Below are 14,178 nucleotides of genomic sequence, written 5' to 3'. Positions count from 1 at the left end.
ACCACCAGCATGAAGTGTTAAAACGTGCCCCTTCTAAAAAAGAGACAGGGGTAGGGCGTGAAAGACGCGTCATCCGCTTCAGGCCGTGGTAGCGCTGAAGCTTCGTCGGATCAGAGTCCGACGCTGCAACGTGGTTTGCAAAATCGACATATTCAGTTAATTGCCCTCGGCGGCGCGATCGGTACCGGGCTGTTTCTCGGCATCGGCCCCGCCATTCAAATGGCTGGCCCGGCGGTTCTACTGGGTTACGCTATCGCCGGGATTATCGCCTTCCTGATCATGCGCCAGCTCGGCGAGATGGTCGTTGAAGAGCCGGTGTCCGGCTCCTTCGCACACTTTGCCTATAAATACTGGGGGCCGTTCGCAGGCTTCCTCTCCGGCTGGAACTACTGGGTGATGTTCGTGCTGGTGGGCATGGCAGAGCTGACCGCCGCCGGCATCTATATGCAGTACTGGCTCCCGGACGTGCCGACGTGGATTTGGGCCGCGGCCTTCTTCATCATCATTAACGCCGTTAACCTTGTGAACGTGCGCCTGTATGGCGAGACCGAGTTCTGGTTTGCGCTGATCAAGGTGCTGGCGATTATTGGCATGATCGGCTTTGGCCTGTGGCTGCTGTTCTCCGGTCACGGCGGCGAGCGTGCAAGCATCGACAACCTGTGGCAGCACGGCGGCTTTCTGGCGACCGGCTGGAAAGGGCTGATCCTGTCGCTGGCGGTCATTATGTTCTCCTTCGGCGGGCTGGAGCTGATTGGCATCACCGCGGCTGAAGCGCGCGATCCGCACAAAAGCATTCCGAAAGCGGTCAACCAGGTGGTGTACCGTATCCTGCTGTTCTATATCGGCTCGCTGGTGGTGCTGCTGGCGCTCTATCCGTGGGTAGAAGTGAAATCTGACAGTAGCCCGTTCGTGATGATCTTCCACGATTTGAACAGCAACGTGGTGGCTTCGGCGCTCAACTTCGTCATTCTCGTGGCGTCATTGTCGGTTTACAACAGCGGGGTTTACTCCAACAGCCGCATGCTGTTTGGCCTCTCCGTACAGGGCAACGCGCCGAAGTTCCTCACCCGCGTCAGCCGTCGCGGCGTGCCGATCAATTCGCTGTTCCTTTCTGGCGCTATCACCTCGCTGGTGGTGCTGATTAACTATCTGCTGCCGAAAGAGGCGTTTGGCCTGCTGATGGCGCTGGTTGTCGCCACGCTGCTGCTGAACTGGATCATGATCTGCCTGGCGCACCTTCGCTTCCGCGCGGCGATGCGACGCAAGGGGCGCGAGACGCAGTTTAAAGCGCTGCTCTATCCGGCGGGGAACTACCTCTGTATCGCCTTCCTCGGCCTGATTCTGGTGCTGATGTGCACCATGGATGAGATGCGCCTGTCAGCGATGCTGCTGCCGGTGTGGGTGGTGTTCCTGTTTATTGCGTTTAAGCTCTCACGTAAAAAGTAGCGCGGTTTTCTCCCTCTCCCTGTGGGAGAGGGCCGGGGCGAGGGCACCAGACCGCACCAAACCAGACCGCACCACACTGCCCGCCTTCACGCCCGGTGGCGCTGCGCTTACCGGGCCTACATGTTCGGAGGCCGGGTAAGGCGCAGCCGTCACCCGGCACCTCCCCTTCACCTTTATCGTGACTCCCCTCCCAATTCTGTTTTGATCCACAGGATCTTTATTTTGTAATCGATTACTTTTCATTTGAACGAATTTGTAATCGATTACTTTTTCCGGGTGAGGCTTATCATGGTGTCAACTGAGAGTAGTGAAAAGGCGATAACGCAGCACCGGCTGCTGGTGCCGCGTCTGTCGCTGATGATGTTTCTGCAATTTTTTATCTGGGGTAGCTGGTCGGTCACGCTTGGCCTGGTGATGACCCGGCACAACATGTCTTTGCTGATTGGCGACGCGTTCTCTGCCGGACCCATCGCTTCCATTCTTTCGCCGTTCGTGCTCGGGATGCTGGTGGACCGCTTCTTCGCCTCGCAGAAGGTGATGGCGGTGATGCACCTCGCGGGCGCGGCGATCCTCTGGTTCGTGCCGGGGGCGTTGATTGCTGAGAACGGCGCGCTGCTGATTGGCCTGCTGTTTGGCTACACGCTCTGCTATATGCCGACGCTGGCGCTGACCAACAACATTGCGTTTCACAGCCTGGCGAACGTGGATAAAACCTTCCCGGTAGTGCGCGTGTTCGGCACCATCGGCTGGATCGCGGCGGGCATTTTCATCGGCGTCACCGGCGTGGCGTCCAGCGTCACCATCTTCCAGGTGGCGGCGGTCAGCTCCGTGCTGCTGGCGGTCTACAGCCTGACGCTGCCGCACACGCCAGCGCCGGCAAAAGGCCTGCCGGTTAAGGTGCGGGATCTCTTCTGCGCGGACGCCTTCGCGCTGCTTAAAACCCGCCACTTCTTCGTCTTCTCCGTCTGCGCGATGCTGATCTCCGTCCCGCTCGGCACCTATTACGCCTACACCGCCTCGTATCTGGCGGATGCCGGCATTGCCGACGTCAGCACCGCCATGTCCTTCGGGCAGATGTCTGAGATCGTCTTCATGCTGGTTATTCCTCTGCTGTTCCGCCGTCTGGGCGTGAAATATATGCTGCTGATCGGCATGCTGGCGTGGTTCGTACGTTATGCCATGTTCGCGCTGGGCGTCAGCGAGGAGGGGCGCATCCTGCTGTATCTCGGCATTCTGCTCCACGGCGTCTGCTACGATTTCTTCTTTGTCGTCGGCTTTATCTACACCGACCGCGTGGCGGGCGAAAAGGTGAAAGGCCAGGCGCAGAGCATGATCGTGATGTTCACCTACGGCATCGGCATGCTGCTCGGCTCTCAGATTTCCGGCGCGCTCTACAACCGCCTGGTGGCAGGACAGACCGTGCCGCAGGCGTGGGTCACATTCTGGTGGATCCCGGCGGTGGCTGCCGCGGCGATCGCGCTGATTTTCCTTCTCACGTTTAAGTATGACGATGACAAGGCGTAACGTTCAGGAGGTGGTATGAGGACAATGAAAGGACCGGGCATTTTTCTGTCGCAGTTTATTGGCGGGGAAGCGCCCTTCAACACGCTCGACGGGCTGGCAGGATGGGCGGCGGGGAAGGGTTACAAAGCGGTGCAGATCCCCTGCAACCATCCGCATATTTTTGATGTGGAGAAAGCCGCAGAGAGTCAGGCCTACTGCGACGACATCACCGCCAGGCTGGCCGCGCATGGGCTGGTCATCAGCGAGCTGTCGACCCATCTGGAAGGGCAGCTTGTTGCGGTAAACCCGGTTTACAGCGAGGCGTTTGACCACTTCGCCCCTGCTTCCGTGCGGGGTAACGAGGCGGCGCGTCAGGCGTGGGCGACGGAAAAGCTGAAGCAGGCGGCGGTCGCCTCGGCCCGATTAGGCCTGAAAGCGCACGCCACCTTCTCCGGATCGCTGGCCTGGCCGTTTTTCTATCCGTGGCCGCCGCACAACGAGCAGCGCTTTCAGGAGGCGTTCCAGGCGCTGGCAGCCCGCTGGCGGCCGATTCTGGATACCTTCGACGAGCAGGGCGTGGACGTCTGCTTTGAGCTGCATCCGGGGGAAGATCTGCACGACGGCGTCACCTTCGAGCGTTTTCTGGCGCTGGTCGATAACCATCCGCGCTGTAATATTCTCTACGATCCAAGCCATATGCTGCTCCAGCAGATGGACTATCTGGCCTTTATCGATATCTACCATGCGCGCATTAAAGCGTTCCACGTGAAGGACGCCGAGTTCCGCCCCAGCGGGCGCAGCGGCGTCTACGGCGGCTACCAGCCGTGGATCAACCGCGCCGGACGCTTCCGCTCGCCCGGCGACGGACAGATCGACTTTAAGGGCATTTTCAGCAAGCTGACCCAGTACGACTACGACGGCTGGGCAGTGCTGGAGTGGGAGTGCTGCCTGAAGGATGGCGATACCGGCGCGAGTGAGGGCAGCGAATTTATCCGCCGTCATATCATCCCGGTTTCCGGACGGGCGTTTGATGATTTCGCCGCAGGGGGCAGCCATGATTAACGTCGGGATTATCGGCAGCGGGTTTATTGGCCCGGCGCATATCGAGGCGCTCAGGCGTCTCGGGTTTGTGCAGGTGGTCGCGCTCTGTGACGGCTCGCTCGTTAAGGCGCAGGAAAAGGCGCGCCAGCTCAATGTGCCGCACGCCTGTGCCAGCGTGGAGGAACTGCTCGCGCTCCCTAATCTGCACGCGGTGCACAACTGCACGCCGAACCACCTGCACGCGGAGATTAACCGCCAGATCCTGCGTGCGGGCAAGCACGTGTTTTCCGAAAAGCCGCTGTGCATGACGCCGGACGAGGCGCGCGAGCTGGTGGCGCTGGCGGAGCAGGCAGGCGTGGTGCATGGCGTGAGTTTTGTCTATCGCCAGTTTGCGATGGTGCGCCAGGCGGCGAGCATGATGCGTGCGGGCAGCCTCGGGCGGCTGTTTGCTTCGCACGGCAGCTATTTACAGGACTGGATGCTGCTGGAAACCGACTACAACTGGCGGGTTGATGCCGCGCTCGGCGGCGCGTCGCGGGCGGTGGCGGATATCGGCTCCCACTGGTGCGATACGGTACAGTATGTGACCGGCAGGCGCATTACCGAGGTGATGGCTGATTTATCCACCGTCTGGCCGACGCGCAAGGCCAGCGCGGGCGGTCATCAGACCTTCTCCCATGACGAACAGGCGGAGTATGAAGACAAACCGGTCACCACCGAAGACTTTGGCTCGGTGCTGTTCCGCTTTGACGACGGCAGCAAGGGCAGCTTTAGCGTCTCGCAGGTGAGCGCGGGGCGAAAAAATCGCCTGACCTTTGAAATTAACGGCAGCGAGCAGTCGGTGGCGTGGGATCAGGAAATCCCGCAGCAGCTGTGGGCCGGCCATCGCGCCAGGGCAAACCAGATACTCTGCGACGATCCGGGTCTGATGAACCGTGACGTGGCCGACAGCGCCCACTTCCCCGGCGGGCACATTGAAGGCTGGCCGGATGCCTTTAAAAATATGATGGCGCAGTTTTACCGTGCCGTGCAGGCGGGCGCGATGCCGGATAATCCGCAGTTTGCCACCTTCCACGATGGCGCCTGTGTGATGTATATCATTGATGCGATTGTGAAAAGTCATCGGCAGCAGCGCTGGGTGCGCGTGGAATACTGACGTATTGCCCGGTTCGCCGGGCAATCAATTTATGGTAGCCTGCACAAAACGCTAACCGCAGGATGTATCGTCGCTATGTCAATTCAGAAAATCGCTCAACTGGCCGGGGTATCCGTGGCAACGGTCTCCCGCGTACTGAATAACAGCGATACCGTGAAGGCGAAAAACCGCGAGCGCGTTTTGCAGGCGATCCAGGAGAGTAACTATCAGCCCAATCTGCTGGCGCGTCAGCTGCGCACTGCCCGCAGCTATATGATCCTGGTGATGGTCTCGAACATCGCCAACCCGTTCTGCGCCGAAGTGGTGAAGGGCATCGAAGCCGAGGCAGAAAAGAACGGCTATCGCATTCTGCTGTGCAACTCCGGCTCGGATATTGAGCGCTCCCGCTCGGGCTTAAGCCTGCTCTCCGGCAAAATCGTCGACGGCATTATCACCATGGATGCATTCTCGAAACTGCCGGAGCTGGCCGCGCTGATTGGCAACGCGCCGTGGGTGCAGTGCGCTGAATACGCCGATGCGGGCGCGGTCTCCTGCGTGGGGATTAATGATGTTGATGCCTCCCAGCACGTTGTCAGCCAGCTTGCGGACGGGGGACGCAAACGCATTGCGCTGATCAACCACGACCTCAGCTACAAATATGCCCGTCTGCGCGAGCGCGGCTATAAGAGCGTCATACACCTGCGGGATCTGGACTATCAGGCGGTGGAGTACGCCAGTGAGCTCAGCTCTGGTGCGGGCATGGCGGCGATGCAAAACCTGTTAAAAGCAAACCCGCCGGATGCGGTGTTTGCCGTTTCCGATACGCTGGCGGCGGGGGCGCTGCGCGCCATTCAGCAGGCAGGGCTGCGGGTGCCAGAAGATATCGCGGTGGTCGGCTTTGACGGCACTGAGCTGGCGGAGATGATTTCACTCACCACTATTGAACAGCCGTCGCGGGATATCGGGCGCAAGGCGGTCAATCTGCTGTTAAATAAGATCGACAACCCGGATGCGCCCACGGAAAGGGTCATGATGGACTGGCGCTTTATTTCCCGCGCCAGCTCCTGATTATCTGGCGATGACGCCAGCCAGCGAGCGAATATCGTTTCCGGTTGGCGACTGGTGAATACGTAGGCCAAATTCATCTACCACCGCGAAAATATGATCGAAGATGTCGGCCTGAATATCTTCGTATTCCGCCCAGATCACCGTGTTGGTAAAGGCATATATTTCAATCGGCAGCCCGTTGGCATCCGGCGCGAGCTGGCGCACCATCAGCGTCATATCTTTGCGAATGCGCGGGTGGTTACGCAGATATTCATTCAGGTAGGCACGGAAGGTGCCGATATTAGTCATCTTGCGCAGGTTTAATACCGATTCCCCTTCGCCGTTCTGCTGATTCCACAGGTTAATTTCCTCATGACGCGCCGCCAGATACGGCTTCAGCAGTTTCGCCTGAATCAGTTTCTGCTGCTCCTGCTCGTCGAGGAAATGAATGCTGGTGGTATCGATATTCAGGCTACGCTTGATGCGGCGACCACCGGAGGCGGACATGCCGCTCCAGTTGATGAACGCATCGGACACCAGCGCCCAGGTCGGGATGGTGGTGATGGTGTTATCGAAGTTGCGCACTTTAACGGTGGTCAGGCCGATGTCGGTCACCGTGCCGTTGGCGCCGTACTTCGGCATCTCCAGCCAGTCGCCGAGCTTGAGCATGTCGTTGGCGGAGAGCTGAATGCCCGCCACTAAGCCCAGTATCGGGTCTTTAAAGACCAGCATCAGAACGGCAGCCATCGCACCCAGGCCGCTTATCAGAATGGCGGGTGACTGACCGATCAGCAGGGAGATAATCAGTATCCCTACCAGAATGGCACTCACCAGCTTAACGCCCTGGAATATCCCCTTCAGCGGCAGCTGCGAGGCGGTAGCCATTTTCTGCGACAGATTGAAAATCACGTCCAGCAACGAGAAGAAGGAGAGCAGGGCATAAACCATCACCCACAATTTCGCGCAGGTGGTGAGTAATTCCGCCGCTTCGCTGCCTTTTTGCAGCCACAGAACCGCCTGAACGTTGACGATTATCCCCTGGAGGGTAAACGCCAGACGGTGAAATAATTTGTTCTGCGTAATGATCTGCAACCATAAATGACTGCTGGCCTGGGCGCGTTTCTCGAATGCGCGCAGCACCACTTTGTGCAGAATAAAATGAACGATAATGGCTGTAAGAAAAATAATACCAAAGATAATCACTAAAGAGGTGGTGTGATTAATTTCAATCCCTAACTCTTCAACCTGAGCAATTAATTCCTGCATAACGTCTCCTGTATTGATGCAGCCCCATAATGGCGGCTGCGGATCTATTATGCAAATTCAGGCAGTTTTATTTTGTCGCCGGACAGGCCTTGACGACCGGTAAACACAGACGATGGCGCATACGCAGCGTGACCAGCGCCAGCACCACCATCATGGCCGTTTCCACCATCAGGAAGACGTTGACCGCCTGGGTGTAATCTCCGTGATGATTTTGCAGCCCGTGCAGCAAAATCGCGCCGAAAATGGCCGGGCCAAGCCCCAGCGCAGCCTGTTGCAGCGTGCTTAAAATCGCGCTCGCGGCCCCCGCGTCGTCAGGCTGAATATCGCGCATCCCGATACGGTAGAAGCTGTTTACAATCAGCGCCTGCCCGTAACCCACCAGCCCGGTGGCCGGGGCCAGCGTCAGCGCGGTATTCTGCATTCCCCAGTGACGGAACGTGGCGATCAGCGCCACCAGGCCGACAAGCTGAATCGCAAGCCCGGTCAGCAGGATGGCGCTGGTGCTGTAGCGGGCAATCAGGCGTGGGGCGAACCAGGCAGAAATAAAATAGGTGACGCCAAGCGCGATAAAGCTGTTCCCGGACTGCCACGGCGCCATCCCCAGACCGCTTTGCATGGTCAGCGCCATACAGAACATGAACCCGGACCAGACGCTGAAAAAGAGTATCCCGATCAGCACGCCAAAGCGGATGCTGCGCAGCTGTAACAGGCGCGGCGCGATGAGCGGGTGGGCATTCTCACGCTCTTTTTTGCGCGCGTTCAGCACCATCAAACAGGCCAGCGGCACAATCGCCAGCAGTGCGGCCTTCAGCGGCCACGACCAGTGCCACTGCGGGCCGAGCGCCATCGGGAACAGCAGACAGCACAGTATCGCCGTCAGCAGGACAGTCCCGGTCCAGTCAATGCGCGACGGCGTGTCGCGGCGGGTTTCCGGCACGTAGCGACGGCTCAGCGCCAGCACCACCAGACAAATCGGCACGTTGATAAAGAAGGCGTTGCGCCAGCCCAGCCCGGCGATGTCCGCCGACACCAGCCAGCCGCCACCCATCTGGCCGACGATAAACGCAATTCCGCCGATACCCCCGAACAGGCTGATCGCTCTGGCGTGTGCCGTTCCTTTTAACGTCACATGCAACGTCGCGAGAATTTGCGGCATGATCAGCGCGGCGCCTGCACCCTGCATAATGCGCGCGCCAAGCAACTGTTCGATATTTCCTGCCATGCCGCACAGCAGCGAGGCTAGGCCAAAACACGCCACGCCCCACATAAACAGGCGACGGCGGCCAAGGTTATCGCCCAGCTTGCTGCCGGGGGCCAGGCAGACGGCAAAGGCCACGCCGTAGAGGGCGACGATCAGCTCCAGTTCGGTGGCGGTGGCGTGTAACGAATGGGTGATGGAATCCAGCGCCACGTTGGTGATTGAGGTATCAATCAGCGGCAGCATCTGGCCGGTTAACAGCAATATCAGGCCCGCACGACCCGGTGAAACAACTGACGTATTCATGGTGACTCCATTGCGTCAAACAGCGTAGAGTCGTAGCATCAACCATCTGATAAACGGGTACCAGTTCTTGCTTATACTGGTACTGGTACTACCATGCAGGAGATGTTATGGCGCTGATGTCTGAACCTGTCACCTCTCTCCAGGATGACACCCGCAAGCAGCTGGGCGCGTTTTTGCGTGCCCGGCGCGAAAGCCTCGATCCGCAGCGCCTCGGCTTACCGCGCAGCGGCCGCCGCCGCACGCCGGGCCTGCGTCGGGAGGAGGTGGCAATGCTCGCGGATGTCGGCGTGACCTGGTACACCTGGCTGGAGCAGGGCCGGGACGTCAATCCGTCCAGCGCGGTGATGGCCGCCATTGCAAAAGCGCTGCAATGCACCCCGACCGAAGCCCGACATCTTTTTGTGCTCGCCGGTTTGCCGCCGGGTGAAGCCCCGCAGGCGGTGTGCTGCGAGGGGATCAGCGAAGGCACGCGACGCCTGCTGGATACCCTGATGCCGAAACCTGCCAGTATTCAGAAACCGAATTTCGATATCGTGGCGTGGAACGACAGCTTCGGCCACCTGATGGGCGTCGATTTCAACGCCATCCCGCCGGAAGATCGCAACTGTATTTACCTGTTCCTCACCCATCCGGCGTGGCGCGCGCGGCTCGGCAAACGTGACGACGTGCTGCCGATTTTCGTCTCCTACTTCCGCGCGGCCATGGCTGAGCACCGGGGCGACCCGCTCTGGGAAGCGAAGCTGGCGCGTTTTTTTGCGGTGTCCGAAGAGTTCAAAACCCTGTGGCACCAGCGTAACGACGTGCGCGGCGTGGAGAACCAGCTCAAGCTGTTCACCCATCCCGAGCTGGGGGATTTTCATCTCCAGCAGATGTACTGGTACTCTGCGCCGCGAAACGGATCGCGGCTGCTGGTCTATTTACCCGTGGATGAGGCAGGGGAGAGGGCGATGGCGTGGCTGGCGGAGCAGGGGAAATAAGTTTTTTGCGAGGGGCTTTCAGGGAATCAACGCGGATCCGGTCCTGCCTGGAATAAGCTGGTAAGGTGAATCACGAAAGGCAAAATTAGCCTTTAATGCAAATTGCCTTACATGCTAATATTATCAGGGATGAAATACAGTGTTCAGACTTATCGTTCATGCGGCAGTCAGGGAGGAGATCCTCTCATTGCCTGCGGGAGTACAGGCGAAGCTGATTCGCCAGCTTGATAAATTACGCAACAACCCGACAGTATTGCGTGAACCTGACAGCAAACCCTTACCCAATGGTTTGTTCGAAATCCGAACCGTCGGGCTGATCCATACTCGTGGGATCTACGTTTATCAGCGGGAAAGAACCATTTTTCTGCTGCGGGTGTTTATCAAGAAGACGCAAAAAACGCCCTCTGCTGAACTCCGTCTGGCACTGAAACGACAACAGGAGATGTTGGATGAGCAAAAAGATTATTGACTGGGACGAACTCAGAGCTGAACTGTTAAGCGATTCAGAAGTTCAGGCTTCCTTTGATGCAGAAGAGCGCAAGGAACGCCTGCGGGAGATGCTGGCGCAATGGCGCAATCATGCTGGTCTGACGCGCGCCCAGGTGGCGGAGCGGATGGGCGTCAGCGCACCGACGGTATCACGAATGGAAGCAAATATTACCCGGGCGAGTCTCGATACATTAACGCGTTATGCGCTGGTGTGCGGGGTAAAGCATCCGCAGATAACGCTTTACTGAAAACGGGCACGCCGATAGCCGGCGTGCCAGAAGCGCTTAGCATTCAGTCACAATCGTGCTCAGCGGCAGGCGAGATTTCGGCAGCGTGGCGTTGAAATCTTCCACGCTGTGATGCCCGACCGGGACCACCACCAGGCTGGTGAAGCCTTTCTCTTTCAGGCCAAACTCTTCGTCGAGGATCGCGGCGTCAAACCCTTCGATGGGTACCGCATCCAGGCCCATCGCGGCCACGCCCAGCAGGAAGTTGCCGACGTTCAGGTAAACCTGCTTCGCCATCCACTGGTCGTCATCTTTCAGATCCACGCGGTGCATGTCGGCAAAATAGCAGCGGCCTTTGTGGTTCGCGGCTTTTGCTTCTGGCGTGGCGAAACGGCCGTCAGCCTCTTCCTGATCGACAACGCGCTCAAGCCAGGCATCGTCCATCGCGGTTTTCGCGCAGAACACCACCACGTGAGAGGCATCCAGCATTTTGCGTTCGTTAAACACATAGGTGCCCGCCGCGGATTTTGCCACGCGCGCTTTACCCTCTTCAGTGCTGGCAACAATAAAGTGCCACGGCTGGGAGTTGGTGCTGGACGGGCTGTATTGCAGCAGCGTTTTGATTTTTTCCGCTTCTTCTGCGGTCAGTTTTTTGGCTGGGTCGAACGCCTTGGTAGAGTGGCGTTTCAGGGCGACAGAAATAATATCCATAACAACTCCTGGTGATGAAATTCGCCCGCGGGCGGGCGTGAAAGGAAAGCAGATTACCGCGCGAAGCGGGAAAAGATAAGTGCGATTCGAGCGCTTATTCTGTTCGTCTCAGACGAACAATCAGGCTGGCCGAATCCACTTCTGATCTTTTTTCGGCAGTTTATCAACGACCAGATTCCACGAATCCGTAATCAGGTCGGTGACCAGTTCAGGCGTGATGTCGTCCGTGCCATAAAGTGAGATCCAGTGTTTTTTATTCAGATGGTAACCGGGCTCCACGCCACGGTAGATCTGCTGATTGAGCAGCGATTTTTCCGGATCGGATTTCAGGCTGACGTGGGCCCGACCGTGTGCGGTCGCCATCAGCATAAAAATTTTCCCGCCCACCTTAAATACGTCATACTCCGGGCCAAACGGCCAGCAATGTTCGGTAAAAGGCATCTCCAGCGCGACGCGTCTGGCATGTTCCTGCAAGGATTTACTGTCCATGGTTATCTTCCTCAGCAAGCCCGCGCCACATGGCTTCAAAGCCCAGCGCTTTAAAATCGACGGCACGGGACGGATCGCGCGCGGCAAACTCCATGGTGGTTTCAGCCAGCGATAAGAACATTGCATCACCGAAGGTCTTAAACTCGTCAGACATAAACACCGGGCGGATCGAACGACGACACAGTTCATGCAGTTCCGGGAACATGTCTTTCACCGCCTGCTCGGTTTCTGCGTTCAGCTTTTCACTGACGCCAATCTGGCGGATAGCCGCATGCGCCAGGGGGTTACGAATGCCCCAGTCTACATAGCTGTTCCAGATATTGCGGGTATGCTCTTTTGGCTCGGTGATGGTGCGATCGAGATTCGCCAGCATGGTCTGGCAGAGATCCTGCTTCAGATGCAGGTAGAGGGCATTCAGCAGATCGTCTTTGGTAGCAAAGTAGCGAAACAGTGTCCCTTCAGCGACGCCCGCATTACGGGCAATTAACGCCGTTGAGGCGGCAATACCTGACTGCGCAAACGCAGCCGTTGCTGCTTCCAGTAAGGCCTGTTTTTTATCTTCACTCTTCGGACGTGCCACTAAATTTTTCCTCCCGTCAATTGTAAAAGCCCTGATTGAAACACGAGCCTTGATACGCTGCAACGCGGAATGTCAAAGAACGAAAACCTTCTTGACGGCGTAATCATCCTATCTATAATGAGTGCTTACTCACTCATAATCAAGTGTCACCCGCGCAAACCATCGGATGGGGCGCGTAGGCGGGTCAGGAAATGAAAAAGCCTCTATTCATCTGCGTGGTGTTAGTCATGATTATTGCTTCAGCTGCCAGTTTACCGTTTGTACTGAATGCCGGATTTGGCCAGCCACCGCAGGGTGCGCAGCTCTCTGAAGTGGAAGCCTCTCCGCACTATCGCGACGGGCAATTCCATAACACGCTCCCTACGCCGGGCTTTACCGGGCAACAAAATATGCTGGTGGCGTGGTGGCAGTTCCTTACCCGTAAAACCGAAAACGCCCGTCCTGCGCAGCCGCTGCCGCTGGTGAAAACCGATCTGGCGAGCCTGTCGCCTGAACAGGACACGCTGGTGTGGCTCGGCCACTCCTCCTGGTATATGCAGCTGGCGGGGAAACGCATCCTGATCGATCCGGTTCTGAGTAGCTACGCCGCACCGTTCTCCTTCCTCAATAAAGCGTTTGCGGGGGAGTACCCGTGGCGTGCGGAGAGCATGCCGGAGATCGACCTGCTGATTATCTCCCACGATCACTATGACCATCTGGATTACGCCACCATCAAGGCGCTGCTGCCGAAGGTTAAGCGCGTGGTCACCCCGCTGGGCGTGGGGTCGCATCTGCGCTACTGGGGGATGAACCCTGAGATTATCGACGAGCGGGACTGGAACCAGTCGGTGCATATCAGCGATACGCTGACGATTTACGTTCTGCCGGCGCGCCATTTTTCCGGGCGCGGCATTAAGCGTAACCAGACCCTGTGGGGCAGCTTTATGTTTGTCACCCCAGAGCGAAAGGTCTACTACAGCGGAGACTCCGGTTACGGCCCGCATTTCAAAGCGATTGGCGAGCAGTTTGGCGGAGTTGACTTAGCCATCATGGAAAACGGCCAGTACGACCAGGACTGGAAGTACATCCATATGCACCCGGCAGAAACGGCGCAGGCCTCGGCAGATCTCAATGCCAAAGCGGTCGTACCGGGACATAACGGGCGTTTTGTGCTGGCGAAACATACCTGGAACGATCCACTGATCCAGCTGGCGAAAGCCAGTAAGGATAAAAACTACCGGCTTCTGACGCCGGAGCTGGGCGAGCCCGTGCGGGTGAGTGATACCACGCAACAATTTCGCGAGTGGTGGGAATAATGTTTAAGCGAGAAGCAGAGGGGGAGAGCAGTATGACGATTTCCGCTCAGGTCATTGATACGATTGTCGAATGGATTGATGACAATCTACACCAGCCGTTACGCATCGAAGAGATTGCCCGCCATGCGGGTTACTCAAAATGGCATTTACAGCGGCTGTTTATGCAGTACAAAGGCGAAAGTCTGGGGCGCTACATCCGCGAACGCAAGCTGCTGATGGCGGCGCGCGATCTGCGTGAGTCAGACGAGCGCGTGTACGATATCTGCCTGCGCTACGGGTTTGACTCGCAGCAGACGTTTACCCGCATCTTTACCCGCACCTTCAACCAGCCGCCGGGTGCGTACCGTAAAGAGAACCATAGCCAGACACATTAACATGTCGCGTGTAGGCCGGGTAAGGCGTAGCCGCCACCCGGCTTTTTTGTGGGCCCGGTGCCCTAAGTTGCCCGGTGGCGCTGCGCTTACCGGG

General features: G+C 57.9%; 15 protein-coding genes. 10 read left to right on the top strand and 5 right to left on the bottom strand.

Features of this window, described 5'->3' with window-relative positions:
- Positions 1-57 precede the first annotated feature (57 nt).
- The 5 genes from pheP (at position 58) to ACJTMZ_RS07795 (ending at position 6,193) form a co-directional block, all read left to right on the top strand.
- Positions 58-1,446 carry a phenylalanine transporter gene (gene pheP / locus ACJTMZ_RS07815; protein WP_252010907.1) on the top strand — a complete coding sequence of 463 codons (1,389 nt, stop codon included), beginning with the start codon at positions 58-60 and terminating at the stop codon, positions 1,444-1,446.
- Positions 1,447-1,734: 288 nt separating this feature from the next.
- Positions 1,735-2,970 (top strand): MFS transporter, encoded by a 1,236-nt coding sequence (locus ACJTMZ_RS07810; RefSeq protein ID WP_063138404.1) that lies wholly within the window; start codon positions 1,735-1,737, stop codon positions 2,968-2,970.
- Between the two features lie 15 nt (positions 2,971-2,985).
- Positions 2,986-4,011 carry a sugar phosphate isomerase/epimerase gene (locus ACJTMZ_RS07805; RefSeq protein ID WP_192969447.1) on the top strand — a complete coding sequence of 342 codons (1,026 nt, stop codon included), beginning with the start codon at positions 2,986-2,988 and terminating at the stop codon, positions 4,009-4,011.
- A complete protein-coding gene (locus ACJTMZ_RS07800; RefSeq protein ID WP_252010906.1) occupies positions 4,004-5,146 on the top strand; it encodes a Gfo/Idh/MocA family oxidoreductase in 1,143 nt (380 codons plus the stop codon). The genes ACJTMZ_RS07805 and ACJTMZ_RS07800 overlap by 8 nt, the downstream gene beginning before the upstream one ends.
- 75 nt (positions 5,147-5,221) lie before the next feature.
- Positions 5,222-6,193, top strand: a complete 972-nt coding sequence (locus ACJTMZ_RS07795; RefSeq protein WP_015571213.1) for a LacI family DNA-binding transcriptional regulator — start codon at positions 5,222-5,224, stop codon at positions 6,191-6,193.
- On the opposite strand, the gene ACJTMZ_RS07790 is transcribed toward ACJTMZ_RS07795, so the two are convergent.
- The gene (locus ACJTMZ_RS07790) at positions 6,194-7,438 is read right to left on the bottom strand and encodes a mechanosensitive ion channel family protein (protein WP_015571212.1); all 1,245 of its coding nucleotides are present in this window, start codon (positions 7,436-7,438) and stop codon (positions 6,194-6,196) included.
- Between the two features lie 67 nt (positions 7,439-7,505).
- Positions 7,506-8,942 carry an MFS transporter gene (locus tag ACJTMZ_RS07785; protein ID WP_015571211.1) on the bottom strand — a complete coding sequence of 479 codons (1,437 nt, stop codon included), beginning with the start codon at positions 8,940-8,942 and terminating at the stop codon, positions 7,506-7,508.
- A gap of 107 nt (positions 8,943-9,049) precedes the next feature.
- On the opposite strand from ACJTMZ_RS07785, the gene ACJTMZ_RS07780 reads away from it, so the two are divergent.
- The 3 genes from ACJTMZ_RS07780 to ACJTMZ_RS07770 all read left to right on the top strand — a co-directional run bounded on the left by ACJTMZ_RS07780 (position 9,050) and on the right by ACJTMZ_RS07770 (position 10,656).
- Positions 9,050-9,919: a helix-turn-helix transcriptional regulator gene (locus ACJTMZ_RS07780; protein WP_017382554.1), complete on the top strand. Its 870-nt coding sequence runs from the start codon at positions 9,050-9,052 to the stop codon at positions 9,917-9,919.
- Positions 9,920-10,058: 139 nt separating this feature from the next.
- The gene (locus ACJTMZ_RS07775) at positions 10,059-10,388 is read left to right on the top strand and encodes a type II toxin-antitoxin system RelE/ParE family toxin (protein ID WP_017382553.1); all 330 of its coding nucleotides are present in this window, start codon (positions 10,059-10,061) and stop codon (positions 10,386-10,388) included.
- The gene (locus ACJTMZ_RS07770; RefSeq protein WP_015571209.1) at positions 10,369-10,656 is read left to right on the top strand and encodes a helix-turn-helix transcriptional regulator; all 288 of its coding nucleotides are present in this window, start codon (positions 10,369-10,371) and stop codon (positions 10,654-10,656) included. The genes ACJTMZ_RS07775 and ACJTMZ_RS07770 overlap by 20 nt, the downstream gene beginning before the upstream one ends.
- A gap of 36 nt (positions 10,657-10,692) precedes the next feature.
- Here the strand turns inward: ACJTMZ_RS07770 and nfsB are convergent, their stop codons facing one another.
- From nfsB to ACJTMZ_RS07755, 3 genes are all read right to left on the bottom strand, one after another.
- Positions 10,693-11,346, bottom strand: a complete 654-nt coding sequence (nfsB, locus tag ACJTMZ_RS07765; protein ID WP_003858884.1) for an oxygen-insensitive NAD(P)H nitroreductase — start codon at positions 11,344-11,346, stop codon at positions 10,693-10,695.
- 120 nt (positions 11,347-11,466) lie between these two features.
- Positions 11,467-11,835, bottom strand: coding sequence for an MmcQ/YjbR family DNA-binding protein (locus ACJTMZ_RS07760; protein ID WP_003858883.1), 369 nt, complete (start codon positions 11,833-11,835; stop codon positions 11,467-11,469).
- Positions 11,825-12,415 carry a TetR/AcrR family transcriptional regulator gene (locus ACJTMZ_RS07755; RefSeq protein ID WP_003858882.1) on the bottom strand — a complete coding sequence of 197 codons (591 nt, stop codon included), beginning with the start codon at positions 12,413-12,415 and terminating at the stop codon, positions 11,825-11,827. The genes ACJTMZ_RS07760 and ACJTMZ_RS07755 overlap by 11 nt, the downstream gene beginning before the upstream one ends.
- A gap of 191 nt (positions 12,416-12,606) precedes the next feature.
- On the opposite strand from ACJTMZ_RS07755, the gene ACJTMZ_RS07750 reads away from it, so the two are divergent.
- Positions 12,607-13,710, top strand: a complete 1,104-nt coding sequence (locus ACJTMZ_RS07750) for a RomA family MBL fold metallo-hydrolase (RefSeq protein ID WP_213811975.1) — start codon at positions 12,607-12,609, stop codon at positions 13,708-13,710.
- Between the two features lie 32 nt (positions 13,711-13,742).
- The gene (locus ACJTMZ_RS07745) at positions 13,743-14,084 is read left to right on the top strand and encodes a RamA family antibiotic efflux transcriptional regulator (RefSeq protein ID WP_017694370.1); all 342 of its coding nucleotides are present in this window, start codon (positions 13,743-13,745) and stop codon (positions 14,082-14,084) included.
- Positions 14,085-14,178: the final 94 nt, after the last annotated feature.

Origin of the sequence: Enterobacter sp. DN (genome assembly GCF_046054285.1) — a bacterium.
In the GTDB taxonomy this organism is placed as follows: Bacteria; Pseudomonadota; Gammaproteobacteria; order Enterobacterales; family Enterobacteriaceae; genus Enterobacter; species Enterobacter hormaechei_C.
Note: the sequence above shows the minus strand (reverse complement) of the source record. Positions and strands in the feature narration are given on the sequence as shown.

Excerpts from the sequence above, each read along its gene's own strand:
- ACJTMZ_RS07810 (WP_063138404.1), top strand. The coding sequence starts at position 1,735 with ATGGTGTCAACTGAGAGTAGTGAAAAGGCGATAACGCAGCACCGGCTG.
- ACJTMZ_RS07805 (WP_192969447.1), top strand. The coding sequence starts at position 2,986 with ATGAGGACAATGAAAGGACCGGGCATTTTTCTGTCGCAGTTTATTGGC.
- ACJTMZ_RS07800 (WP_252010906.1), top strand. The coding sequence starts at position 4,004 with ATGATTAACGTCGGGATTATCGGCAGCGGGTTTATTGGCCCGGCGCAT.
- ACJTMZ_RS07795 (WP_015571213.1), top strand. The coding sequence starts at position 5,222 with ATGTCAATTCAGAAAATCGCTCAACTGGCCGGGGTATCCGTGGCAACG.
- ACJTMZ_RS07790 (WP_015571212.1), bottom strand. The coding sequence starts at position 7,438 with ATGCAGGAATTAATTGCTCAGGTTGAAGAGTTAGGGATTGAAATTAAT.
- ACJTMZ_RS07785 (WP_015571211.1), bottom strand. The coding sequence starts at position 8,942 with ATGAATACGTCAGTTGTTTCACCGGGTCGTGCGGGCCTGATATTGCTG.
- ACJTMZ_RS07780 (WP_017382554.1), top strand. The coding sequence starts at position 9,050 with ATGGCGCTGATGTCTGAACCTGTCACCTCTCTCCAGGATGACACCCGC.
- ACJTMZ_RS07770 (WP_015571209.1), top strand. The coding sequence starts at position 10,369 with ATGAGCAAAAAGATTATTGACTGGGACGAACTCAGAGCTGAACTGTTA.
- nfsB (WP_003858884.1), bottom strand. The coding sequence starts at position 11,346 with ATGGATATTATTTCTGTCGCCCTGAAACGCCACTCTACCAAGGCGTTC.
- ACJTMZ_RS07760 (WP_003858883.1), bottom strand. The coding sequence starts at position 11,835 with ATGGACAGTAAATCCTTGCAGGAACATGCCAGACGCGTCGCGCTGGAG.
- ACJTMZ_RS07750 (WP_213811975.1), top strand. The coding sequence starts at position 12,607 with ATGAAAAAGCCTCTATTCATCTGCGTGGTGTTAGTCATGATTATTGCT.
- ACJTMZ_RS07745 (WP_017694370.1), top strand. The coding sequence starts at position 13,743 with ATGACGATTTCCGCTCAGGTCATTGATACGATTGTCGAATGGATTGAT.